The organism is Candidatus Moraniibacteriota bacterium (genome assembly GCA_035390125.1).
Taxonomy (GTDB): domain Bacteria; phylum Patescibacteriota; class Minisyncoccia; order Moranbacterales; family GWC2-37-73; genus DAOOTD01.
Map to the genome: position 1 here is coordinate 268,016 of DAOOTD010000002.1, position 24,315 is coordinate 292,330.

Here is a 24,315-nt window from a genome sequence, read left to right on the forward strand (position 1 = left end):
ATATTTCATGCATGATTTTATAATAAATTTTTTTTCCAATTTTCCCAAAGAACTCGCAACTTTTATAATTGCCCTTATTCCTATAACTGAACTGCGTGCCTCAATCCCATTGGCAGTGAAAATTTATAACCTAACGCCGGCAGCTGCCTGGTTCTATTCCGTAGCTGGAACATATTTTGCCATGGTGATCATAGTTTTATTGTTGGATCCAATATCTAAGTTGCTTTCCAGATATATATCCTTTTTTGCCAAATTTTTCAAATGGCTTTTTGAACACACGCGCAAAAGAACGGGCAGCAAAATGGAAAAATACGGAGAATGGGCAATTTTTATTTTGGCAGCGACACCGATTCCGTTTCTGGGCGGAATGACAGCAGCCCTGGCTTCTTTTGTGTTTGGCATTGTGCTTAAAAAATCACTGCCTCTTATGCTTTTCGGAACAATGGTTTCGGGGATAATAGTTCTAGGCTTGACTGTGTATTTTTAATAAAAATAAAAATTTATGAAAAAGATAATAGTTGGAAACCTGAAAATGAACCTACTGAGCTCTGCTGAACGCAAAAAATATTTTGAATTGTTTAAAAAAGAATTAAAAAAAAGGAAAATAACAAATGCCGAGTTTGTTTTATGCCCCCCATATGTCCATGTCGAATCTTTTGTTAAAGAGTTGAAAGCAAAAAATATTTCAATCGGATCTCAAAATATTTTTTGGGAAGAGAAAGGTCCATATACGGGAGAAATTTCTGTGCCGATGATAAAGAATATGGGAGGGGAATATGTAATTCTTGGGCATAGTGATCGGAGAAAATATTTTTTTGAAAATGATGATAAGATAAATTTAAAAATTCATGCTGTTCTGAAGAATGGATTGAAAGTTATTCTTTGTGTTGGTGAAAATGCCGAGGAAAAGAAAAATGGAAGTGGAGAGGCGGTAATTTTTGAACAATTAAAAAATTGCTTAAACAACATAAATACTAAAAAAATAGCTGATGTCATAATTTGCTATGAACCGGTCTGGGCCATAAGTTCAAATAATCCCAATCGTTTGCCAGTAATTGATGAAATAATGAGTGCAAAAATATTGATAAAAAAATTTTTAATTAGAAAATATAAATTAAAAGTTGCCGAAAAAGTAAAAATTATTTATGGCGGTTCGGTTTTTCCTGAAAATATAAAAGAAACATGCATAGAGCCGGGCATGGACGGAGTTTTAGTCGGAAAAGAAAGCCTTAATCCTTTGAATTTCATTAAAATGGCTGAAACAATTGATAAATAAATAATACAAAAACATATGATTACATCTGTTAAAGAAATTTTAAACAAAGCTCAAAAAGGCGGATATGCAGTCGGAGCATTTAATACGACAAACCTGGAAACTACAAGAGCTATTATTGATGCTGCCAAAGAAATGAATAGTCCGGTTATTATTCAAGTGACTGAGAAAACATTGGAATATGCAGGTGGTCGTGCCATATTTCAGTTAATAAAAAATTGTGCAGAATTTTATGCCCCTGATATTCCAATTGGTATCCATCTCGATCATGGTAGAAATTTAGAAATAATTGAACGTTGTGTTGATGTGATAGGCTTTAATTCGGTAATGTATGATGGTTCGAGGAAAGCCTATGAAGATAATGTGCTTGCAACAAGAAAAGTTGTTGAATTGTATCATAAAAAAAATGTATGTGTTCAAGGAGAATTAGGGAGTGTTCCTTATATTGGTGAAACTTCAATGGCTGGTGAAATTGATTGGGATAAATATATGACTGATCCCGATCAGGCTGCAGACTATTATTGCCGTACAGGCATAGACGCTTTAGCTGTGGCTATCGGTAATGCGCACGGATTCTTTAAAGAACGCAAGGAACCGGATTATGAACGACTTGAAGCTATTCATAAAAAAATTCCCATACCGCTTATTTTACATGGGGCGTCCGATTGGGAAAACGGTAAAGTAAAGGAAGTAATTGCACGCGGTGTATGTTGTTTCAACGTAGATACAGCCATAAGGTTGTCTTTTATAAATAGTATTGTTAAAATGGCGCGCCAGCAGAATGATATATCTTTTGATATAAGGAAAGTTTTGGGTGATGCTCAAGAAGCTGTAAAAAATGCAGTCAAAGAAAGGATCCGCTATTATGGCAGTGAAGGAAAAGCTCCGGGAAAAGAAAAAATTGAATGTGTTGATCATTCATAAAAATAAGTCCGGAAAAATAATGCATACAGCAATACCTGAAAAATATGAAAAAACAAAAAGTAGCCATTGTGAGCCTGTCATCTTGTAAGGGATGTCAATTTGCTTTGCTTAATTTGGGAAAAAAATTTATTGATATCATGAAGAATGTTGAAATTGTTGATTTTGATTTGTTTAAAATTAATAGTAACTCAGAATTAATATTGGATATAGGTTTTGTTGAAGGTAACCCAATAACGGAAGAAGATAAAAAAACACTAATATCTCTCAGGGAAAAAAGCAAAAAATTAGTTGTTTTAGGAAATTGCGGAGCAATGGGAGGAATTCCAGAAATAAAAAATTATCGTGAACAAAAACAATCAGCCAAACACTTTTATAGATATATACACGGCATAAAAGATGAGCCAATTAAAGAAATTGATAATTTTGTAAAAGTTGATTTTACTTTCCCTGGTTGTCCGATTAGCGGAGAAGAATTTCTAGAATATTTTCCAATTATTTTAGAAAGTGCAATTTCTAGCAAAGATTTTCCAAAAATTCCGGATAAATCGGTTTGCATACAATGCAGAGCAAAAGGAAACAGGTGTTTGCTTTTAGATAAAAAACCGTGTTTTGGTTCAATGATTTTGGGCGGTTGTGATGCTGTGTGTCCTAGCTATAATATGCCATGCCAAGGTTGTCGGGGATTGCGTCCTTCAACTAACATAAAAGAGGTGCGTGAATCTTTAAGAAACATAATAAATGATGAAGAATTCGAAAATATATCTGAGATATATGGTTTAAGGGATGATATAGAAGCAAAGGAAAAAAAATAAAAATATGTCTCTAAACATAAATTACATCGCGAATATCGAAAGTCAAACCGATATTATATCGGAAATTATTAAAGGTAATCTGAGGAGCCATAAATTGCGATTATTGAGGGATTCTCGTATTATCGAAAATGTCATAATAGGCCGGTACTACAAAGAAATGCCTACTATTGTCCAAAGAATTTGCGGAAATTGCTCAGTTTCTCATAATATGGCATCCATTAAGGCTATTGAAAAAGCCATGAAAATTGAGGTTAGTGAAGAAACAATAAAGTTTAGAAAAATTATAGAATGTGCCCAATTTATTTATTCTCATTCTTTCAATCTTTTTATTCTGTCGGTAGTTCATTCTATGAATATTGAAAATGAATTACAATCAGCTGATGAATACAGTGAAGAAACAAAAAAAATTCAAAAAATAAGAGAATATGGAATTGAGATCATAAATTTAATAGGTGGAAGAACAATACACCCACTGACAAATGAAGTTGGGGGGTTTAAAAAAGTTCCAACAAAAAATGAAATAAAAAATCTTATATCAAAAGGAGAAGAAATACTGCCGGCAATGATAGAAATAGCTGATTTTTTTAAAAATATAAAATTGCCTAATTTTAGTCGGCCAACAGAATACATTTGTCTTAAAAGTAATGGAGAATACGCTATGTATGATGGAGACGTTGTTTCTAATAAGGGATTATATGTAAGCAAAAATGATATTGAAAACAATTTTTATGCTTTTCACCGTCCAAAGGAAATTATTAAAAGAATCAATCCGGACAGCAAAACGAGTTATATGGTCGGGGCTATTGCCAGGGTCAATAATAATTATGATAAGCTTTCAAATAATGCAAAAAGATATTTAGAATCATTGAATTTTAACAAAATGGACTATAATCCATTTCATAATATTTTATACAAAGCAGCTGAAATCATACATTGCATTGAGGAATCAACAAAATTATTAAGAGAAATTGCTAATGTAGACTTTACAGGTGCACTAACTAAAGAATACACTGTCCAAGAAGGTAGAGCAGCGGCAGCTATTGAAGATCCGCGAGGAACATTGTATTATTGGGTTGATATAGATGCTAAGGGTTATATAAAAAATATTAATATTATTACGCCAACGGCGCAGTTCTTGTCTAATCTTGAAGATGATATTTCGGTTTTTATTCCTGGGATAAAAAATGTTAGTGAAAAAGAAAAAGAAAAAAAGATTCGCGCATTTATTCGGGCATATGATCCTTGCATGGGTTGCATAACGCGTTAGATATATAAGATTAAAATAAGCTTAAAATTTAATATTTTAAAAAATAACTGAAAAATATGTTAAAAATAGCAATAAATGGTTTTGGACGAATAGGCCGTCCTTCATTCAAGATTGCCTTTGAAAAAGAAGATATGGAAGTAGTCGCAATTAATGATCTTACTGATATAGAAACAAGTGCTCATCTGCTTAAGTATGATTCTTCTTACGGAATATATGTTAGGAGAGTTTCTGCAGACAGAGAAAATAATGAAATAATAATAGATGGCAAACCCATTAAGTATTTTTCTGAAAAGGATCCAACCAATCTCCCGTGGGATAAATTGGAAGTTGATGTGGTGCTTGAATGCACGGGAGTTTTTCTTGATCAAATCTCAGCGCAAAAGCACATTGATGCTGGTGCTAAAAAAGTTGTTATGTCAGCTCCGCCAAAAGACGAAACGCCAGTGTACCTATTGGGTGTAAACGAGAAGGAGTATAAAAATGAATCAATTATTTCTAACGGATCTTGTACTACCAATTGCTTGGCGCCAATGATAAAAGTTCTTGATGATTTATGCGAAGTTGAACAAGGTTTTATGACAACTACCCATTCCTATACTAATGACCAGAACTTATTGGATCTGCCCCATAGAGATTTGAGACGCGCCAGAGCTGCAGCTATGAGTATTATCCCGACAACCACTGGAGCTGCTAAAACGGTCGGCAAGGTTCTGACTCACCTCAAAGGAAAGCTGGACGGCATTGCTTTAAGAGTCCCAACTCCTGTTGTTTCGATTGTTGATTTTATTTGTACAGTCAAAAATCCGAAAAATATAGAAGAAATTAATGAAGCTTTTGCTAATGCTTCCAAGGGAGAGTTAAAAGGTATTTTGGATGTCACAAAAGAAGAATTAGTTTCTATAGATTATAAAATGAATCCACATAGCGCTATTGTAGATTTGCCGCTGACTATGTCTCAGGGAAAAATGGTTAAAATAGTCGGGTGGTATGATAATGAATGGGGATATTCCAATAGGCTAGTAGAAACGGCTGAATATATTTCTAAATAATTTTTCCCTATATAAGCCTTTTTATAGAATAATGATTTGACAATCTATTTGTTTTTGCTATTTTTTAGTTAGAATAAAGTACTTAAAAATAAGCGGGGTGGGAATAATTGAAAAAACAAAAGCAGCAAAAAATGTTCTAAATCAATTAAAAGCTCTTTTGACAGGAAGAGCTGCGATTCAGTAACGGAGAAGCTAAGAAGTGTTTCCAGCCCGCTTTTTAAAAATTTTAAGGAGGGATAAGTTAATCATTAATATGATTATATTTCCCTCCCGATTTACTCCAATAATCAAGTGCTTCAATGTAGGCGCTTTTTATATTTTGACCTCCTTTTTGTAAATTAAAAAACATGGTACAATATAATAAATTATAATTAACTGTTTTAGAAAGATGCTATAAAAATGGCTCTTTGGTTTTGTGCTTTAATTTTTTTATGTATTTAAAAAAAGTTGAAATATCAGGATTTAAATCTTTTGCCAACAAAGTCACACTGGAATTTTTGCCAGCGGGAAATTTTAATAGTGACTCCAAAAACAAAGGCATAACTTCTATTGTCGGACCTAATGGATCAGGAAAGTCTAATGTGGCAGATGCAATAAAATGGGCCATGGGGGAACAGTCCATGAAAACGCTTCGTGGCAAAAAATCAGAAGATGTTATTTTTGCTGGTTCGGGAACAAAAGCCAGACTGTCTAGTGCGCATGTTTCTCTTTATTTTGACAATAAAGATAAGCGTATTCCTTTGGAATTTTCTGAAGTCGAAATATCTAGGAAGATTTACCGTAGTGGAGAATCAGAATATCTTATTAATGGCAGTAAGACTCGACTTATTGATGTTGTCGATTTATTAGCCAAAGCCGGCATAGGAAAAGAAAGTTACTGTGTTATCAATCAAGGCATGTCAGATGCTTTTCTAAATGCATCTTCCATAGATAGGCGCAGTGTTCTGGAAGATGCAGCCGGAGTGAAGCAATATCAGATTAAAAAACAGCGAGCAGCTAAGAAAATTGATTGGACCAGAGAAAACATGGAAAGGGTAAGTGGGCTTATACGCGAAATAGAACCTCATCTAAAGATGCTTAAGCGCCAGGCGCAAAAAGCCCAGCAAGGAAAAGAAATTGCAGAGAAACTCAAAGAAAGACAAAATAAACTATTTTCTTTTTTGTGGCACCAATTTCAGTTAGAACAGGAACAATTTTCACGGGAAAAAGATAGCCTTGGAGCTTTAATGATGAATACGCAGAGGGAAGTAGATAAGATAAATGATGAACTAAGTAAGGAATCGGCTGATGCACAGGAATCAAAAAAACAAAATGAGTTAGAGAAAAAACAGTCGGAAATAAGGCAAAAAATAAATGAAATCGAACGAGAGCTTATTATTTCAGAGGGGCGCATTGTAGTTGAAAAAGAAAAAATGGCCAGCCAAAAAATAATAGAAATTATTCCGGTTGATCTCAAATATGTTCAGGAAAAAATTAAACATATCCGTGAAGCACAGGAAAGATTGATAAAAGAAGTTGAAGGAGCAGAAAGCCTAGAAGAATTGCAAGATATTAAAGAGCATGCACGGGCTATCCAACAGCAGTTGCATGATTTATATGAAGAATCAGGAAAAGGAGAAGTTTCAGTAAAAAAGGATAATTCAAAAGAAACGCAGGAAATTCAAAATAAAATCAACGAGTTGGAAAATAAGAAAAAAGATCTACTTAGCTCAGAAAATAAATTAAAAACCGAACTTGAAAAAACAGAAAAGGAAATAAACCAAGAAATGCAGAAAGCAAAGGAGTTGAGAGAAAGATTTTTCCAATTAGAACGTGAATCCAGAAACAAACAGGAGCAACTTTCTGGCCTAAAAGACCAATTTAATGAAGCAAAAATAAAATTAGCTAAGATAGAGGTTCGTGAGGAGGATTTAACCAATGAAATAAAGAATTCTCTCAAACAGGATCCAGGCGAACTCAAATATGACGGCCAATCTGTAGAAAAAGAAATATTGGAACATGAAATAGAGCGCTTGAAGATGCAAATGGAACAAATCGGAGGAATTGATCCGATGATTGTTCAGGAATATAACGAAACAAGTGCCCGTTTCGATTTTCTTACCCAGGAGCTCAAAGATTTGGCTGATGCTTTAATATCATTAGAAGCTGTTATAAAAGAGATGGATCAGCGTATAAATTCCGAGTTTGAAAAAGCTTTTGAACAGATCAACAAGGAATTCACAAAATATTTCCGGACTATTTTTGGAGGTGGCAATGCTTATCTGACTAAAATTAAAATTCCTCCGCGTGGCGTTTATGAAGAAAAAAATAACGAAAATCAAGAAAATATTGAAGAAGTTGAAAATGAGGAAGAAAAAAAAGAAGAAAAAAGATATGAAATTGGCATTGACATTTATGCCTGCCCTCCGGGCAAGAAAATTGCCAATCTGCCCATGCTTTCTGGTGGAGAAAGGTCTTTGACGGCTCTAGCATTATTATTTGCCGTTATCTCATATAATCCACCGCCATTCGCCATCCTGGATGAAGTTGAAGCTGCACTTGATGAAGCTAACTCCAGAAGGTTTGGAAAAATTTTGCAGGATCTTTCTGATTCGACCCAGTTTATAGCTATTACTCATAACCGCGAAACTATGCGTCAGTCAGCTCTATTATATGGTGTGACAATGGGAGAGGATGGAATTTCAAAACTGCTTTCAGTAAAGATTGACCAGGTTGATCAGAGTGGAGAAATTATTCCAAAAAAATAGATAATCCTTTTATCCTGTATGGGTTAAAATTTCCTGACTATTGACAAAAAGGCAAATAAGCTATTCCAAATATTTAAAAAAAGCTGTATAATCAAAGTATGCATGAGTCACATGCAAAATTAATAATAATTAATTAAATAATAAAAAGTTATGGCAAAAATGACGAAGTCACAGGTTGTGACAGCTTTGTCTGAAAAAACAGGCTTGGCAAAAAAAGAGGTTGCTGGATTTCTTGACAATCTCTCAGCACTTGCTTACGGAGAAGTAAAAAAGAATGGAGAATTTGTTCTCCCAGGTTTTGGAAAAATGGTAAAAGCAAAACGCAAAGCTAGAGTAGGAGTTAATCCTGCAACTGGAGAAAAGATCCAAATTGCCGCAAAAACTGTGGTTAAGTTCCGCTTGGCAAAAGCTGCAAAAGAAGCAGTTCTTTAGGTCTTGAGCTTTTTGATATATACAAAGCCCTTATTTTCATAAGGGCTTTTGTTTTTTATTGTTTTTATGATATAATTTAAGCTAGAAAATATTATTTTTTAATAATTTCAATGTAAATTTGTTTTAATAATTTTGCATTGTATTAAAAAAATGAATACAAAAATCAGTTTTGTAACTTTATTTTCAGTCTTATCACTTGTTCTTGTTTGTGGAATTTTTCTTCCCATAAAAACAGTAAATGCCGCGGTTGGTTCTTTTTCTTGTTCTGATTATCAAACTGCTCCTACTGGTTCTGGCTTCGGCTATATAACGCTTTGGAATAATAAAATTACAGGAACAATAACCAGTTCTGTTAGTCCAGGAGGAACCGTAACAGTTTATTTGAAAGATATATCCTATACGGGTACAGGCTCGCAGGAATGGCATAAACCAGTATATGGCACTATAGGTGGAGTTCAGAGATCTTTTACTGGATCAAACCAAGCAGTACCTGGCAGTGGCTATCTTCCTTATTTTGAAAGTACTCAAACTTTTCCTGCTCCCTCTACTCCGGGAACTTATACATTACAATTAACAAGTAGCTGGGATGGAAGAAATTTATGTTCCTGTTCTTCCTGCAGTGCTGGTACTTTTACAGTTACTGCTCCTGCCTACTGCACTTTGCCTTGGGGAGGAACAATATCAAACGGCGCCTCAGTTTATGCTTATTATTATCCTTCAGTTGCCTGTGGCTTAGATTGTGCTAATTACCGTCAGACACGAACTTGCAATAATGGAGTTTTGAGTAATTCAAATACTTATCAAAGTTGCTATACACAGGCTTGTGCTTCATGCAGTCTCCCTTGGGGCGGAACCGTGGCTCATGGCGGTTCAGTGACTGCCTACGCTTCAGGTTCAGTTCCTTGTGGATCATCCTGCACCAGCCAGACTAGAACCTGCAGCAATGGAACACTTAGTGGTTCATATACTAATTCAAGTTGTAGTGTAGCAGCTTGTGCCTGCAATCTACCCTGGGGAGGCACATTAACTCATGGCGGTTCAGTGACTGCCTACGCTTCAGGTTCAGTTCCTTGTGGATCATCCTGCACCAGCCAGACTAGAACCTGCAGCAATGGAACACTTAGTGGTTCATATACTAATTCAAGTTGTAGTGTAGCAGCCTGTGCTTCCTGTACTTCACCCTGGGGCACAACTGTAGTTCATGGCAGTTCTATTACTGCTTATCTTTCCAATTCAGCTGCAACATGTACTAGTCAGACAAGGACATGCAACAATGGAACATTAAGTGGTTCATATATATACCAAACTTGTACACGTTCTTGTACTTTGCCCTGGGGCGGAACAGTGGCTAGCGGTTCTTCTTTTACTGCCTATCAATCAAGTTCAGTGCCTTATGGGTCATCCTGTGTCAGCCAGACCAGAACCTGTACTGATGGAACATTAAGTGGTTCATACTCTAATCAAACTTGCAATGTAGCAGCCCCAGCTTCATGCAGTCTCCCTTGGGGCGGAACCGTGGCTCATGGCGGTTCAGTGACTGCCTACGCTTCAGGTTCAGTTCCTTGTGGATCATCCTGCACCAGCCAGACTAGAACCTGCAGCAATGGAACACTTAGTGGTTCATATACTAATTCAAGTTGTAGTGTAACACCCTGCCCTTGCACCTTGCCTTGGGGAGGAACCCTAGCTCACGGAAGCTCAGTAACTGCTTATTTGTCCAGTTCAGCTGTAACCTGCACCAGTCAAACAAGAACATGCAATAATGGAACACTTAGCGGTTCATATACGTATCAAAGCTGTTTACGCTCATGCGCTATACCTTGGGGCGGAACAGTAGCTAGCGGTTCTTCTTTTACTGCCTATCAATCAAATTCAGTTCCTTGTGGATCATCCTGCACCAGCCAGACCAGAACCTGCACTAATGGAACACTAACTGGTTCATATTCCAACAGAACTTGCAGCGTAGCACCTTGTCCTTGTACTTCACCTTGGGGTACAACCGTGGCTCATGGCAGTTCTATCACTGCCTACTCCTCAAGTTCAGTAGCCTGCGGATCATCCTGTGATAGTGTCAAACAAAATAGAACCTGCACCAATGGAGTCTTGAGCGGAACAGCCACCAACCAAAACTGCAGCGTAGCACCTTGTCCCTGCACCACGCCTTGGGGCACAACTGTAGCTAGCGGCAGTTCAGTCGACGCCTATAAAGACAGCTATGCACCTTATGGATCAGAGTGTGTCAAAGAAACTAGACAATGCACGGATGGAAGCTTAAATGGTTCCTATACCAACCAGAGCTGCTGTCAGGCAGATAACTGCGAGCAAAGAACCTGCCAAGGCAAGCAATGCAATAATGGCTGCAAGCTTATGGATGGCGTCAAAACTGACGGTGCCTGCTGTGTCTCAAATGGTTGTGAAAAAAACACCTGCAAAGGCAAAACTTGCGATAATGGATGTATTTCTAACGCCTATGGAACCAAGAAATGTTCCGGCCCAGTAGGCCCAGGCATTTGGACGGAGATATATTAATTACTAGCAGTTTTTAATTTAGAAAGTCAATATTTTATTATCTAGTTAAAAATAATTATTAAAAATAAAAAAATGAAAAAAATTATTATCTCAATTTTTTTATTAACGGGAGGAATGGTTGTTTTATCAGGCTGTTCTCAGTATCAAACAAGCCAAAATAATCAGGCAACAAAAATAATTTCTGAAAAATCAAAAGTTAATCAGGCATCTGAAGCAGAAGGCTATCTGGTTGTTGATGAAATAAAAATAAAGCTGCCTCCTGATTGGAAAATAGAGAAAAAAGAATCAGATAAAATTTATATAAAAGATAATAAATTGGAAACAGAATATAACACGCTCCTTACTGTTAAATTTGAAAAGAATCCTCCGGCTATGCTCGATGATTACAAAAATGGAAAAAATATCGGATTCGATAACATGAAAGATGAAAAAAATGAAATATTCAAAAATGCTTGTTCTGGAATTGCTTGTAATGGAATTATTTCTGATGGTAATATTTACTACCTTGTTTGGGCAGTGGAAACCGATCAACCTGCTCCTGAAAATCTAAAAGGGAGTTGGGAACCAGAGCATCATTTCAACACGGATAACATCTGGGAAATGCTTAAAAATATAATCGTTCAATAATATTGAAAATAAGAAGCTTATTCTTAATAAAATAAAAACCCCTAAAATAGGGGTTTTTGCATTAAATTCTTGACAAAATTTATAATTCGGATATACTGGATAAGTACTAAAAATCGGCCTAAATAAGGGCAAAGAAGGGAGTATTGATGATACTCAATAATTTGTTTACAGCAAAAATATAAAATATGTTAGCAATTAGATTTGAAAGAGTTGGAAGAAAAAATAAAGCTCAATTCAGAATTGTGCTACAGGAACACACTGTCGCTCCGGGAGGGCGTCATGTTGCTGTGCTTGGAAATTATGATCCACATCAGAAAAAAGCTGTTTTTAAGGCAGAAAAAATAAAGGAATGGATAGCAAAAGGAGCCCAGGTTTCTGATAGTGTTTATAATCTTTTTATTAGAGAAGGTGTTATTGAAGGAAAGAAGCGGTCAATAAAAATGGAAAAACCAAAAACTAAGGAAATCCCAGCTGAGCCAGTTGAAGAAGAAGCAAAGACAGAAGAGCCTAAAGTTGAGGAAACCAAATCCGAGAATCCTGTTGCTGAAATTAAAGAAGAAATAAAGACTGAAGAGCCTAAAGTTGAAACTGTTAAAGAAATAATTGCTGAAATTAAAGAAGAAGTAAAACCTGAAGAACCTAAGATTGAGGAAGCTGTTAAATAAGATATTTGGAAAATTTAATATAGTAAGTCCGCAGACAATGGGAGGCTGTAAAAAAGCGTAATACCCATCGAGGAATATCAGAAACATTTTAATGTTTTTGGTAACAAAGGTCGATCTGTGGAAACGCAGATTTTTTAATTGCAAATAATATCATGTTAACAAAACAACAAAAAATTGAACTCGTAAAAAATTTGACCGAAAAGATTAAAGTTGCAAAAACAGCTGTTTTTGTCGATTTTAAAGGACTTAAAGTAAAAGATTCAACTGATCTTAAAAAAGCTTTAAGAGCTGAAGGAGTAGATTATGTGGTAGTTCGCAAAACGCTTCTTGATATAGCGCTTAAAAACGCTGGAATTAAAGGAATAAGCACAAAAACAATGGAAGGACAGGTAGCTTTGTCTCTTTCTAATATTGATGAAGTGGCTGGAGCTAAAATAATCGATAAATTTGCCAAGACAAATGAAAATATTAAAATGTTGGGAGGATTTCTTGGCGAACAGATTATGGATGCCGCTGAAGTCAAAGCTTTGGCAAAAATTCCATCTAGAGAAGAGCTTTTAGCAAAACTTGTTGGAACACTCAATGCACCTGTTAGTGGGTTCGTGAATGTTTTGGCAGGAAATTTGCGAGGTTTGGTTCAGGTTCTTAATGCGATAAAAGAACAAAAAGCGTAAGTTGATTAATTAAAATAATTTAAAATACTAAACAATATGACTGAAGAAAAAAAAGAAGTAAAAGTTCCTGCAAAATTTGAAAAAATTGTTGCAGAAATTGAAAAAATGAGCGTGCTTGATCTTTCGGAATTAGTGAATATTCTGGAAGATAAGTTTGGTGTAAGTGCGGCTGCTCCAATGATGATGGGAGCCATGCCAGCAGCCGGAGGTGCTGCTGAAACAGCTGAAGAAAAGTCTGAATTCGATGTCGAATTAACTTCAGCCGGAGCTCAGAAAATCAACGTGATTAAGGCTGTTCGTGAAATTACTGGGCAAGGCCTTAAGGAAGCAAAAGACTTGGTTGATGCAGCTCCAAAGATGGTGAAAGAAAAAGTTGCTAAAGCACAAGCTGAAGAAATTAAGAAAAAATTGGAAGAAGCTGGTGCCACAGTAACATTAAAATAATTCTGCATTTCAATTCAAAAATTAAACCCCGATTAATCGGGGTTTTTGATATTATTATAAAATTAATAGGCGGATAATTTGCAAATATGCAAAGTCTGTCTTGACAATAAAAAAATTTCTTATAAAATAATAATTAGCAGTCTATGACTGTGAGTGCTAATTATTAAATTTACAATTTCTTCTGAATATTTTTAGTTTAAAATAAGTATAAAAATATAGAATTAAAAATAATCAAGATAATTTATTGTAATAATTGATATAAGGAATAAAAATTTAGAAAGGAGGTGAGAATCATTATGACAAGAGGATTAATGCGATGGTCTCCTATGTGGGACATGGAAAAAATTTTCGATGATGGTTTATGGGAAGGGAATGATTTTTCTCCAGCTATTGATGTTAGCCAAGACAAGGATAATGTTATTATAGAAACATCTCTTCCTGGTATCGATCCTGATAAAGTTGATATCTCAGTAGAGAATGATGTTCTCACTATTTCAGGACATACTGAAGAAAAAAAGGAGACTAAGAGAGAAAACTATTACCGCAAAGAAATAAGAGAAGGATCTTTTTCTCGCTCCATAATTCTGCCAATGGGAGTTAAAGCTGATCAGGCGGAAGCGAGCTATGAAAAAGGTATCCTTATGGTTTCTTTGCCTAAAGCTGATGAAGCCAAGCCGAAAAAGATTTCCATTAAAGCCAAATAGTTTTTTCACAGGTTGCTTGATTCATCAAGCAACCACATGAAAAAAGTATATTTTTTAGCATTTAATTGAGAAAAATTTGTCCAAAAATTGATTAATGATAATAACAAAAAAATAATTTTAACTTTGTATTGACAGTTAAAAAATTTTTTATAAAATAGTAGTTGAAGAATCGCATATTCAAAATACTGGTTCTTTTATATAATAAATTTTAATATAAAAAATATGCAAATAAAAAATAATTTCAATCTTTCTGCGAAAAAAATGTTTGCCTTATTAATTATTTCAGCCTTAATTGGTGGAGGAATTATTTATTTAACTTTTGACAATATTTCAAAGGGAACTAAAAAATATCAAGAATGGAAAAATGAAAAACAAGTCGGATTTTTTGAAAAATTAAGAGATAATTTTAAAACAAAAGAACCAAAAAACATGCAGTCTGTTAAAATAATTGATGAACAGTCACAAGTAATCGAAGTTGTCAAAAAGGCCTCTCCGGCAGTTGTGAGTATAGTAGCTTCAGCGCAAGTGCCAAAATTTGAAACTTATTTTGAGGATCCTTTTTTCGGTGATGATTTTTCATCTTTTTTTAATTTTCGCATTCCACAGCAACGTCAAAATGGCACTGAAGAAAAAAAGATCGGCGCTGGAACCGGATTTGTAGTTTCTTCCGATGGATATATCATAACCAATAAGCATGTGGTTAATGAAGAAGATGCTGATTATACCGTTTATCTTAATGATGAAAAAAATCGTGGCGAGAAAATAAAAGCTAAAGTAGTGGCACGCGATCCAAAAAATGATTTGGCAGTTTTAAAAATTGACAAAAGAGATTTGCCATTTTTAACCTTTAGTGATTCTAGCCATTTGCAAGTTGGACAAACAGTAATTACTATCGGTTATGCCTTAGGAGAATTCGACAACACTGTCAGTAAAGGAGTCATTTCTGGCTTATCAAGGTCTATAACGGCTGGAGGCGGATTCACAAAAACCGAAGAACTAAAAAATTTGATTCAAAGTGATGCAGCTATTAATCCTGGAAACTCAGGAGGTCCCATGCTAGATATTGAAGGAAATGTGATTGGCATTAATGTGGCTATGGCTAATGCCGAGAATATTGGCTTTGCTATTTCTGGAAATGAAGCTAAAGCCGTTTTTGAAGAAGTAAAAAACACGGGCTCAATAAGTAAAAAAGAAACTGCATTTTTGGGTGTCAGGTATGTGTTAATTGATGAAAAGTTAAAAGCTGATAATAATCTGCCATACGAATATGGCGCATTAGTGGCACGCGGAGAAGCCAGAACTGATTTAGCCGTTATTCCGGGTTCGCCAGCTGATAAAGCAGGCATAATGGAAAATGACATTATTTTGGAGGTTAATGGTCAAAAAATAACAAAAAGAAATCAACTTTCTGATTTAATTGCCACAAAAAAACCCAACGAAGAGATAAATTTGAAAATTTATCATAAAGGCGAAGAAGAGGATTTGAAAATAGTCTTAGGAAAAAATTAAAAAAATTTCGTCGATCAATGAAGGCATGGTTAAAATTTAAAAATCGCCCTTAAAATCTGGGCGATTTTTTTTATTGTATACAAAGTTGGGGAGGAGGGATTCGGACCCCCGCATGCCAGGACCAAAACCTGGTGCCTTACCGCTTGGCTACTCCCCAATAAATAAGCTTTTAGCTAGCTAATGAAAATAATTCACCCCATTAACAAAAAGCTAAAAAGATAATTAAAATAACAAAGCTATTCAATTACCGTACCACCCATCATATCCAAAGCTTGAGTTAAAAGAGAACTGGTTTTTCTTGGTTTTTTTTCTTCTTTTGCAACTTCCTTATTTTTTATCCCTGCTTCTTGAGTTGTAAAAGCCTTGATGCATAAATGGAACCCTAAGATTTTAGCAAAAACAGATTCCATTGTCAATCTATTGTCATTATCATTTAGTTTGTCTTTATGAAAGGGAAATCTAGCTGCAATACTTACAGTTCCTTTCTCAGCTTTAAAGGGATGGCAGCTTTGCAAAATGGCCGAAAGGCTGTGATTAATTGGTTTTATTTCTTCTACAAACTGTTTCCAATATTTGTTTATATCTTCGATAGTTAAATCAGAATTTTTTGATATGATATAATTTTTATCATTTTTTAATGACGAGGCTGATGTGTTAATATCACTTTGGGCATTATCAGATTCTGAATCCCTCGAAGCAATTTTTCTTATTGACGGAATATTTTTTATTTGATCTTTATCGTGAACATTTTCATTTTTATATCCAAATCCAATAGCTTTAACAATAGCCATTTCTAAAGGAAGTTGTGGAATAAAGGAAGATTTTATTTTTCCCTGTATTTCCATAAAACACTGTATTATAAAAAGCAATTTTTCAGGATCTTGATCTTCACTCTGTTTTATTAAATGAGCAACTTGTTCTTTTGTAAGCTCGAATGAAAAAAGTTTAGAAAGTTTTTCATCGACAATAACCAGCATCAGTTGACGCAAATAATTTAGAAGTGATTTATTAAATACATCAAGATCATAACCTTCCTGTGAAAGACTATTTATCAGTCCAATAGATTCAGTTGAATTCTTGTCCAAAATATATCCGACCAACTTTTCTAACGATTGGCGTTGAGAAGTTCCTAAAATTTCCTCAACTTCCTTGGCGGTTATTTTTTTATTTTCCAGTGACATAACTTGCGACAAGAGTGATTCTGCATCACGCATTCCGCCTTCAGCAGAAATAGCAATCATTTCTAAGGCTTCTTTTTCTATTTCAATTTTTTCACTTTTTGCAATGAGTGAAAGTTTTTTTATGATATTATCAACCGGCAAACGCGCAAAATCATAACGCTGGCAACGGGAAATTATTGTTTCAGGCACTTTATGAATTTCGGTGGTGGCTAAAATAAAAATTACATGAGCAGGCGGCTCTTCCAGTGTTTTGAGCAGGGCATTAAAAGCCCCAGTTGAAAGCATATGGACTTCATCAATTATGTAAACTTTATATTTTGCTTGGGAAGGAGGAAATTTAACATTTTCTCTTAATTCTCTTATGTTATCAACTCCCGTGTTTGAAGCGGCATCTATTTCAAAAATATCTAGAGATCTGCCTTCGTTTATGCTTTTACAGATATCGCATTTCAAACAAGGTTCTGTGCCTTTAATATTTTGGCAATTTATTGCACGAGCAAAAATACGAGCCAAAGTTGTTTTACCGGTTCCGCGAGGTCCCGTAAAAAGATAAGCATGGCCGATCCTGTCATTTTTTATGGCATTAGAAAGTGTCTGGACTATATGTCCTTGCCCTATTACATCCGAAAATGTAAGTGGTCGATATTTTCTATATAAAGCGACTGATGACATGTTTTTATGTATATGTTTAGGTAATTTTTCTCTTTCTGCTATTGTAGCACCTTGTCTGCAAAAACAAAACTCCCCAAATCAGGGAGTTTATGGTGCAATAAAAAACATTGTTTATTTTTTAAAAACCCAGAGCTTATAGCCAATAAAATTCCAGACTAATCCAGCGATGCTTCCGAATGCGGCTCCTATCAATCCAAGTTGGTCAGAAGAAAGACCAACTAATGAACCTATTATTATCTTAAAAACTATAGAGGCCACAAAAACATTAATCAAGAATCCAATAATACTAACTGCAAAAAATTGTATAAATTCCGAGCGTGTTTGTTTTTTGTTTTGCTGCTCAAAGGTCCAATATTTATTCCAAAAATAACTATTAATATTTGCAATTATAAATGAAATAGATTTATAAAGTGAATAGAAAGTTATAGCTCCAATAAGAGATGTTTTTGAATCAATGTTTAAAAACAATCTAAAAGCAAACGTCAAAAGTGCGAGAAATCCAATATCTACCAGTGTGTTCAAAATTCCTATGAGTCCGAATTTTGCAATTTGATAGATAATGGGTATTTTTTTTCCTATAAAAAAAGCTATCCGAAGACCTATGGGTGTGGCTAAAAGAAAAAAGGGGATTATAACTAGGGCAAATTTTGAATAAATATAGGGGTTGGCGGCTTTGAGTATTGGAAGAAATAATAATCCTATAAACAAACCAGCGACTAAGGCTAATTTATAATCTCTTTGCGTTATCCTGATTTTGTTTGGTTTTTTCATAAATATTTTTTATTAAGCTTGTGCTGCAATTTCTTTTTCCAGTTCATCTATTTCGGATGTCCATTCGTCCTCAATATCTTCTTTTTTAGGAACCGATTTTTCTTCCAAAGAAATTTCATTATTCGAATCTTTTTTCCAAGAATTGAATCCTCCGTCTGCAGGAAGCTTTGTTTTCTTCTCCTTTTTTTGGTCAGAAAATCCATGACCCCCTTTAGAAATGACATTTTCAATTGCAGCCCAGGAAGAATCGACTTCTCTTGGGATCATAACAACCACTTCATCTCCTGGTTCAGCCTTAAAATAGGTTATAGAAGCTAGCAAAACCTTAAATGCCTTACCTTCTGAGAATATAAAGTAATTTCCTTTTTCGTCCTGGCTTACGATTCCAATAACGCTTTTACGCTGAGCCGGTCCGATTTGCTTATATATGAAAGACCCGTCAGGAGTTATTGTAAGCTTCAGGACATCTCCTTCAACGAGTTTTGATTTAGATGCGTAGTTAGCAGGTACAGGATATTGTTTTCCATCTGTTCCGATCATGACTTGTCCATCAAAGGTGCCTTCAACTATGTTGCCTTCCACTTCATCCTCAGCTTTCTTTTTGCGTCCAGTTTTTTTCTTACCTTCCAATTGAAGCAGCATAGCTTTTGCGCTTTGCATGGTTTTTTCAGCATTAAGCATCATCTGGCGCAACATTTCTATCTTATGAGCTTTTTCATTTTCGCTTAGCTCGCTTATTTTTTGATTTTTTGCCATTTTTGTTTTAAACGGTAACAATCCAGGAACCCCCCTAAAGTGTCACCCGTATTTTGATATTTGTTTTTATGCTGAAATTATATAATATATCCCTAAAATAGGCAACTGGCTTAAAAAGAATAAATATAAGCACAAAAAATTATCTTGAATATATAGCCGATAAATAGTAAAATAACAATGCAATGAAAAAAGTCTTTTTAAGGTAAATAAATTTTAGTTAAATAATTTCTGTTTAAATGCTGATATTGCTTATAAATTATTTTAATAAATATTAAAATCCAGCATGCTAAAAATAAACGGACTAAGCGAAAAAGAAGCAAAAAAACGCTTAAAATTAGAGGGTTACAACGAGCTTCCAAATAAAAAAGAAGATGGCATTTTTTATATTTTAGAAAAGATATTAAAAGAGCCAATGTTTATGCTCCTCATAGCTTGCGCAGTTTTTTATTTATTTTTAGGAGACACAAAGGAGGCCATTATATTAGCAAGCTCTATTTTTATTATTATAGGCATAGATTTTTATCAGGAGCGAAAAACAGAGAAAGCCCTATTAGCCTTGCGGAACTTATCTAGTCCCCGTGCTTTGGTTTTGCGTGATGGCAAAAGAGAAAAGATTTCTGGACGTGAAGTAGTTAGGGGTGATATTATTTTTATTTCAGAGGGTGACCGTGTCCCCGCCGATTCTATGGTTTTGCAATCAACTAGTCTTGCTGTTGATGAATCGTTATTAAGCGGAGAATCTGTGCCAGTGCATAAATCTATTTGGGATGGGAAAATTAAATTCGGAAGGCCTGGAGGAGACAATACTCCTTTTATCTTCAGCGGGAGTATGGTTATCAGCGGACAAGCCATGGCCAGAGTTATAAATATAGGTATAAATACGGAAATCGGTAAAATTGGGAAATCATTATCAACGCTAAAAACAGAAAGAACAGATTTACAAAAACAATCTGCTTCTCTGATAAAATTATATGCATCTATAGGAATGTTGCTTTGTTTTTTGGTTTTTATTGCTTATGCAGTTACTCAGCAGGACATCGTAAATGGATTGTTGGCTGGATTGTCACTGGCTATGTCGGTTTTGCCTGAAGAATTTGCAGTTGTTATGACAGTTTTTTTAGCCTTGGGAGCTTGGCGCATATCTAAACATAATGTGCTTACCCGTAGAATTCCAGCAGTTGAAACTCTGGGCGCTACTACGGTTTTATGTGTTGATAAAACCGGGACTCTGACTGAAAACATGATGACAATAAAAAATCTTTGGATAAAGGGCAATATTTTTAATTTGAAGGATAAAAATGAATTTTTCGGTGACGAATGTCAGGAATTAATAAAGTATGGTTTACTTGCCAGTTCGTTAAGTCCATTTGATCCGATGGAAAAATCCATACAAAAAACTGCCGAAAAAATATTAAAGAAAAAAGATTTCATTAATAATAAGTGGGTTCTTAGAAAAACTTACTCTTTGTCGAGTGATTTTTTAGCTATGTCTCATGTCTGGAGTTTTTCAGGTGAAAAAAAATATTTAATCGCTGCCAAAGGCTCCCCAGAGGCGATTTTGGATCTTTGCCATTTAAACCAGCAAGAAAAAAATGAAATTGAATTGGGTGTAGAAACAATGGCGGGTAATGGTCTGAGAATAATCGGTGTTGCAGTTGCTGATTTTGAAGGTGATCTTCCCCGAAATCAGCATGAATTTAAATTTAAATTTGTTGGACTGTTGGGTTTTAGTGATCCATTAAAAAAGGAGGTTGCGCAAGCTGTTCAAGAATGTCGTAATGCCGGCATAAAGATCATTATGATAACTGGAGACTATATGTCTACTGCTAAAAAAATTGCTCAAGAAGCGGGGATTTATAATGGGGGCCAAATTATAATCGGACAAGAATTGGAAAAGATAAGTTCAAAAGAATTAAGGAAAATAATAAGCAAAGTAAATGTATTTGCGCGGACCATGCCAGAACAGAAATTAAAAATAGTTGAAGCGCTGAAAGCTAATGGTGAAATTGTTGCTATGACGGGAGACGGAGTAAATGATGCGCCAGCCCTGAAAGCTGCCAATATTGGAATAGCAATGGGTGGCAGAGGAGCTGATGTTGCCCGTGAAGCTTCATCACTTGTTTTATTGGATGATAATTTTACATCTATAGTTAAAGCTATACGAATGGGGAGGAGAATATATGAAAATCTAAAAAAGGCTACAGTTTTTATTTTCGCTGTTCATTTGCCTATAGCTAGCTTGGCTGTTTTTCCTGCTATTTTGAATTTACCCCTGGTTTTGATGCCTATTCATATAGTTTTTTTAGAAATGATTATTGATCCGGCTTGTTCTATTGTTTATGAATCTGAAAAAGAAGAAAAAAACATTATGAATAAACCTCCGAGAAAATTAAATAGCAAGCTGATGGACAACTACGTTTTGGCGAATGGTTTTGTCCAAGGGATAAGTGGGGCATTAGCAGTTCTAGTTGTTTATTGGATTGCTTATGCACAAGGATATGAGGTTGAAAAAATACGTGCCTTGGCATTTTTTGCTTTAGTAATTTTCAACTTAGCGCTGATTTATATAAATAGATCAAGATCGAAATTATTTTTTTCTATAATAAAAGAAAAAAATGTAGCTGCTTGGTGGATTACTTTCGGGACATTTTTATTGCTAGTTTTGTCATTGTCCTTTCCGTTTATGATGGATATCTTCCATTTTTCCAGCGTAAATTTAAAAGAAATCGCAGTTCCCATCCTTTCTGTAATAGTTGCAATCGCAATGGCAGAATTTTTAAAACTGTTCTTTTTAAGAAAGCATAGTGAATATTTGTGAAAAATATATGCGGAATTATGCAAAAATAGGAGGAAAAAAAGGGAGGCCAGCCTATAGGACACCCTCGTCATTTAAAATGAAGGTTATTCAAGTTGTGAGCAAAATTCCTAAGGGTAAAACTATTGCATATAAACAAGTGGCAAAATTAGCCGGAAACCCAAGGGCTTGCCGGGCAGTAGGAAATATTTTAAACAAAAATTATGACGCAAAAATACCATGCCATAGGGTGATCAGAAGTGATGGGAGTATTGGCGGGTACAACAGAGGAGCTGGAAAAAAGAAAAAAATGCTAAAAGCAGAGAATGCGATTAAATAAAATCTGTTTTTGTGTTAATATAAAAATGTAATTTTTTATTAAATAAAATTTTATGGAAAATTTTCTATTGGAAAATTTATGGATTGTTATTCTTATAATTGCGTGGTCAATCCCGTGGAAAGGAATTGCTTTATGGCGGTCGGCCAGAAATGGACATCTAGCCTGGTTTGTAGCGCTCTTATTTATCAATTCTATGGCGATTTTGGATATTATATATATTTTAATATTTAGCAGAAGCAAGCGGGAAATCAGCGAAAATCCAGATATGAAAATACAAAAAAATCAGGATTTCATGCGCAAAAATAAATTCGTTTAGTTTTTATGCCAGTTAAAAATAATTCAGAAAAAATGTTGGCATCAATATTATTGTCAGGCGGGATTGGTGTTTTTCCGACTGATACTCTTTATGGGGTTGTAGGCAGTGCACTTAGCAAAAAATCGGTTGAGCGGATTTATAAATTGCGAAAAAGAGAATCCAAAAAACCGATGATAATCTTGATTTCATCAGTTAAAGATTTGAAGATTTTTGGGATAAGAACAAATTCTAAACAGAGAGATATCCTAAGAAAACTCTGGCCCGGAAAAATAAGCGTAATTTTTGATTGTCCGCTGAAAAAATTTTCACATCTTCACCGAGGCACAAAAACCTTAGCTTTGCGTCTGCCGAAGGATAAATGGCTGATAAGTTTTTTGAAAAAAACTGGACCGTTGGTGGCTCCCAGTGCTAATATTGCAGGAAAAAAACCAGCTGAAAATTTTGCTGAAACAAAAATTTTTTTTAGAGAAAAAGTAGATTTTTATGTTGATAAGGGAAAGTTAAAATCAAAACCTTCGACTCTTATAAAAATTGATAAGAAGGGCAAAATAGAAATTTTGCGCCAAGGCGCGGCAAAAGTTAAGTAGTTTTTCCTTTATTGACAAAGATAGCGTATAATGCTATTTTTTTAAGTTGTTTAAAATTAAAAAAAGAAAGGGGGAATGATCAAGTGAGTGAAGAAACAATGCAAAATGTTGATTTTTTAACTTTATTGAAAGGCAAGATAGAATTGGAAGTTGAAGGTTGGCAAAAACAAATAAAAAGACTGGACGCTCTGAAATCACTTCCTCAATTTTTGGACATCTTTTCTTCGGAAGAAATAATGAAGCTCAACAAGGAGCAAAGAGCTATGCTTGACATGGTAGATATTCTTCGTGAAGCCAAGGATAAAATTTTATCGGAAGAAATAAGTCCGAAAAATGCCGGAGAATTGGATAGTATCCTTAAGCTGTCAAAAATGGGGAGACTCAAGGCTAAAAATTTAGTCAGAGAAAAAGCTCCCAAAGTTTTTCAAATAAAACTGAATTTTTTCCATTTTCTTTTCCATCCATGCCTATCTTTTAAATTTCTAATTTTAAAGATTATGCATAAAAAGTGGGAAAAGAAAAACAAAAAATGAGAAAAATATCCAAAAAATCGCTTAACCTTAAATAGGTTAAGCGATTTTTATTTATATCTCTATGAACTTGATCAAATTAGGATTAAAATTATAACCAGGGAAAATGAAAGCAAAAGAAACAGAAAAGAAACTGCATAAAGGTAATAATGTTTCAAAAACCAGGGTTTGTATTGAGAGATTCTTTGGTTAAGTTCCCCGATATCTTGCAAGATATTCTGGTTTTTATAAACTGGCCTTATTGAATAGGGCTGGTTTTCTTCTTCTCCTATTTTGAAAAATTGAAGACTTTTAGCATTGTCTTTAATAGACAAAAAAGTGGCCATAAGGCAAAATTCTTTTTTTTCAGAATCTGATATCGGATCAAATTTAAATTCATATAAATTTTCCGTATTAAAAAAAGAACCCTTTAATTCTCCTTCGCGCAGAATTTTTTGGCAATTTTCATCGGCGATTTTCATTTCTACCTTGTCGCCATTTTTATATTTTATGCCGGGACTGCGAAGTAATACTTCAACCTTTGAAAGGTTGCTTCTTTGTGCAGTAAATTTATGAATGAGTGTTTCTTGCGGCCAAATTTTTACAACTAATCCTTTTTTAAGGTAAATGCTTGGTTCAGGAAAATAAAGGAGAGTTGAAAATTTCCAAAAAACAGCAAAAAACATTGCTATTGCAAAAACTATTAATAATTTTTTAGAAATTTTCATGTGTT

At 34.7% G+C, this 24,315-nt stretch carries 24 protein-coding genes, 1 tRNA gene and 1 other annotated feature; of the genes, 20 read left to right on the forward strand and 5 right to left on the reverse strand.

Annotation, left to right across the window (positions count from 1 at the left end; all coding sequences use genetic code 11):
* Nucleotides 1–7: 7 nt before the first annotated feature.
* The 15 genes from PLR68_03335 (at nucleotide 8) to PLR68_03405 (ending at nucleotide 15,656) form a co-directional block, all read left to right on the forward strand.
* Nucleotides 8–487 (forward strand): small multi-drug export protein, encoded by a 480-nt coding sequence (locus tag PLR68_03335; protein HOW60753.1) that lies wholly within the window; start codon nucleotides 8–10, stop codon nucleotides 485–487.
* 15 nt (nucleotides 488–502) lie between these two features.
* Nucleotides 503–1,276 carry a triose-phosphate isomerase gene (tpiA, locus tag PLR68_03340; protein HOW60754.1) on the forward strand — a complete coding sequence of 258 codons (774 nt, stop codon included), beginning with the start codon at nucleotides 503–505 and terminating at the stop codon, nucleotides 1,274–1,276.
* Between the two features lie 15 nt (nucleotides 1,277–1,291).
* Complete coding sequence (locus PLR68_03345; protein ID HOW60755.1) at nucleotides 1,292–2,197, forward strand: class II fructose-bisphosphate aldolase; 906 nt, start codon at nucleotides 1,292–1,294, stop codon at nucleotides 2,195–2,197.
* A 44-nt stretch (nucleotides 2,198–2,241) separates the two neighbouring features.
* Nucleotides 2,242–3,009, forward strand: coding sequence for a hypothetical protein (locus PLR68_03350; GenBank protein ID HOW60756.1), 768 nt, complete (start codon nucleotides 2,242–2,244; stop codon nucleotides 3,007–3,009).
* A 4-nt stretch (nucleotides 3,010–3,013) separates the two neighbouring features.
* A complete protein-coding gene (locus PLR68_03355) occupies nucleotides 3,014–4,276 on the forward strand; it encodes a nickel-dependent hydrogenase large subunit (protein HOW60757.1) in 1,263 nt (420 codons plus the stop codon).
* Nucleotides 4,277–4,332: 56 nt separating this feature from the next.
* Nucleotides 4,333–5,325, forward strand: a complete 993-nt coding sequence (gene gap / locus PLR68_03360; protein ID HOW60758.1) for a type I glyceraldehyde-3-phosphate dehydrogenase — start codon at nucleotides 4,333–4,335, stop codon at nucleotides 5,323–5,325.
* A gap of 431 nt (nucleotides 5,326–5,756) precedes the next feature.
* Complete coding sequence (locus PLR68_03365) at nucleotides 5,757–8,072, forward strand: AAA family ATPase (protein HOW60759.1); 2,316 nt, start codon at nucleotides 5,757–5,759, stop codon at nucleotides 8,070–8,072.
* Between the two features lie 150 nt (nucleotides 8,073–8,222).
* Nucleotides 8,223–8,504 (forward strand): HU family DNA-binding protein, encoded by a 282-nt coding sequence (locus PLR68_03370; protein ID HOW60760.1) that lies wholly within the window; start codon nucleotides 8,223–8,225, stop codon nucleotides 8,502–8,504.
* A 150-nt stretch (nucleotides 8,505–8,654) separates the two neighbouring features.
* Nucleotides 8,655–11,033 (forward strand): hypothetical protein, encoded by a 2,379-nt coding sequence (locus PLR68_03375; GenBank protein HOW60761.1) that lies wholly within the window; start codon nucleotides 8,655–8,657, stop codon nucleotides 11,031–11,033.
* 72 nt (nucleotides 11,034–11,105) lie between these two features.
* Nucleotides 11,106–11,660 carry a hypothetical protein gene (locus PLR68_03380; protein HOW60762.1) on the forward strand — a complete coding sequence of 185 codons (555 nt, stop codon included), beginning with the start codon at nucleotides 11,106–11,108 and terminating at the stop codon, nucleotides 11,658–11,660.
* Nucleotides 11,661–11,845: 185 nt separating this feature from the next.
* Nucleotides 11,846–12,325: a 30S ribosomal protein S16 gene (gene rpsP / locus PLR68_03385; GenBank protein ID HOW60763.1), complete on the forward strand. Its 480-nt coding sequence runs from the start codon at nucleotides 11,846–11,848 to the stop codon at nucleotides 12,323–12,325.
* 10 nt (nucleotides 12,326–12,335) lie between these two features.
* Nucleotides 12,336–12,470, forward strand: a sequence feature (ribosomal protein L10 leader region).
* Between the two features lie 7 nt (nucleotides 12,471–12,477).
* Nucleotides 12,478–12,999, forward strand: coding sequence for a 50S ribosomal protein L10 (gene rplJ / locus PLR68_03390; protein HOW60764.1), 522 nt, complete (start codon nucleotides 12,478–12,480; stop codon nucleotides 12,997–12,999).
* 36 nt (nucleotides 13,000–13,035) lie between these two features.
* Nucleotides 13,036–13,443 (forward strand): 50S ribosomal protein L7/L12, encoded by a 408-nt coding sequence (gene rplL / locus PLR68_03395; protein ID HOW60765.1) that lies wholly within the window; start codon nucleotides 13,036–13,038, stop codon nucleotides 13,441–13,443.
* 296 nt (nucleotides 13,444–13,739) lie between these two features.
* Nucleotides 13,740–14,147, forward strand: coding sequence for an Hsp20/alpha crystallin family protein (locus PLR68_03400; protein ID HOW60766.1), 408 nt, complete (start codon nucleotides 13,740–13,742; stop codon nucleotides 14,145–14,147).
* A 222-nt stretch (nucleotides 14,148–14,369) separates the two neighbouring features.
* On the forward strand, nucleotides 14,370–15,656 hold the full coding sequence (locus tag PLR68_03405) for a trypsin-like peptidase domain-containing protein (protein ID HOW60767.1): 1,287 nt from the start codon (nucleotides 14,370–14,372) through the stop codon (nucleotides 15,654–15,656).
* An 85-nt stretch (nucleotides 15,657–15,741) separates the two neighbouring features.
* On the opposite strand, the gene PLR68_03410 is transcribed toward PLR68_03405, so the two are convergent.
* From PLR68_03410 to PLR68_03425, 4 genes are all read right to left on the reverse strand, one after another.
* Nucleotides 15,742–15,813 (reverse strand) — tRNA-Gln (locus PLR68_03410).
* Nucleotides 15,814–15,892: 79 nt separating this feature from the next.
* Nucleotides 15,893–17,509, reverse strand: coding sequence for a DNA polymerase III subunit gamma/tau (gene dnaX, locus PLR68_03415; protein ID HOW60768.1), 1,617 nt, complete (start codon nucleotides 17,507–17,509; stop codon nucleotides 15,893–15,895).
* A gap of 111 nt (nucleotides 17,510–17,620) precedes the next feature.
* Nucleotides 17,621–18,280, reverse strand: a complete 660-nt coding sequence (locus PLR68_03420; GenBank protein ID HOW60769.1) for a GtrA family protein — start codon at nucleotides 18,278–18,280, stop codon at nucleotides 17,621–17,623.
* Between the two features lie 12 nt (nucleotides 18,281–18,292).
* Nucleotides 18,293–19,036 carry a hypothetical protein gene (locus PLR68_03425; GenBank protein HOW60770.1) on the reverse strand — a complete coding sequence of 248 codons (744 nt, stop codon included), beginning with the start codon at nucleotides 19,034–19,036 and terminating at the stop codon, nucleotides 18,293–18,295.
* 283 nt (nucleotides 19,037–19,319) lie between these two features.
* On the opposite strand from PLR68_03425, the gene PLR68_03430 reads away from it, so the two are divergent.
* The 5 genes from PLR68_03430 to PLR68_03450 all read left to right on the forward strand — a co-directional run bounded on the left by PLR68_03430 (nucleotide 19,320) and on the right by PLR68_03450 (nucleotide 23,606).
* The gene (locus PLR68_03430) at nucleotides 19,320–21,854 is read left to right on the forward strand and encodes a cation-translocating P-type ATPase (protein HOW60771.1); all 2,535 of its coding nucleotides are present in this window, start codon (nucleotides 19,320–19,322) and stop codon (nucleotides 21,852–21,854) included.
* A gap of 7 nt (nucleotides 21,855–21,861) precedes the next feature.
* Complete coding sequence (locus PLR68_03435; protein HOW60772.1) at nucleotides 21,862–22,170, forward strand: MGMT family protein; 309 nt, start codon at nucleotides 21,862–21,864, stop codon at nucleotides 22,168–22,170.
* A gap of 52 nt (nucleotides 22,171–22,222) precedes the next feature.
* Complete coding sequence (locus PLR68_03440) at nucleotides 22,223–22,486, forward strand: DUF5652 family protein (protein ID HOW60773.1); 264 nt, start codon at nucleotides 22,223–22,225, stop codon at nucleotides 22,484–22,486.
* A gap of 5 nt (nucleotides 22,487–22,491) precedes the next feature.
* Nucleotides 22,492–23,073, forward strand: coding sequence for an L-threonylcarbamoyladenylate synthase (locus PLR68_03445; protein ID HOW60774.1), 582 nt, complete (start codon nucleotides 22,492–22,494; stop codon nucleotides 23,071–23,073).
* A 98-nt stretch (nucleotides 23,074–23,171) separates the two neighbouring features.
* Nucleotides 23,172–23,606, forward strand: a complete 435-nt coding sequence (locus PLR68_03450) for a hypothetical protein (GenBank protein ID HOW60775.1) — start codon at nucleotides 23,172–23,174, stop codon at nucleotides 23,604–23,606.
* 71 nt (nucleotides 23,607–23,677) lie between these two features.
* On the opposite strand, the gene PLR68_03455 is transcribed toward PLR68_03450, so the two are convergent.
* Nucleotides 23,678–24,310 carry a hypothetical protein gene (locus PLR68_03455; GenBank protein ID HOW60776.1) on the reverse strand — a complete coding sequence of 211 codons (633 nt, stop codon included), beginning with the start codon at nucleotides 24,308–24,310 and terminating at the stop codon, nucleotides 23,678–23,680.
* Nucleotides 24,311–24,315 lie beyond the last annotated feature (5 nt).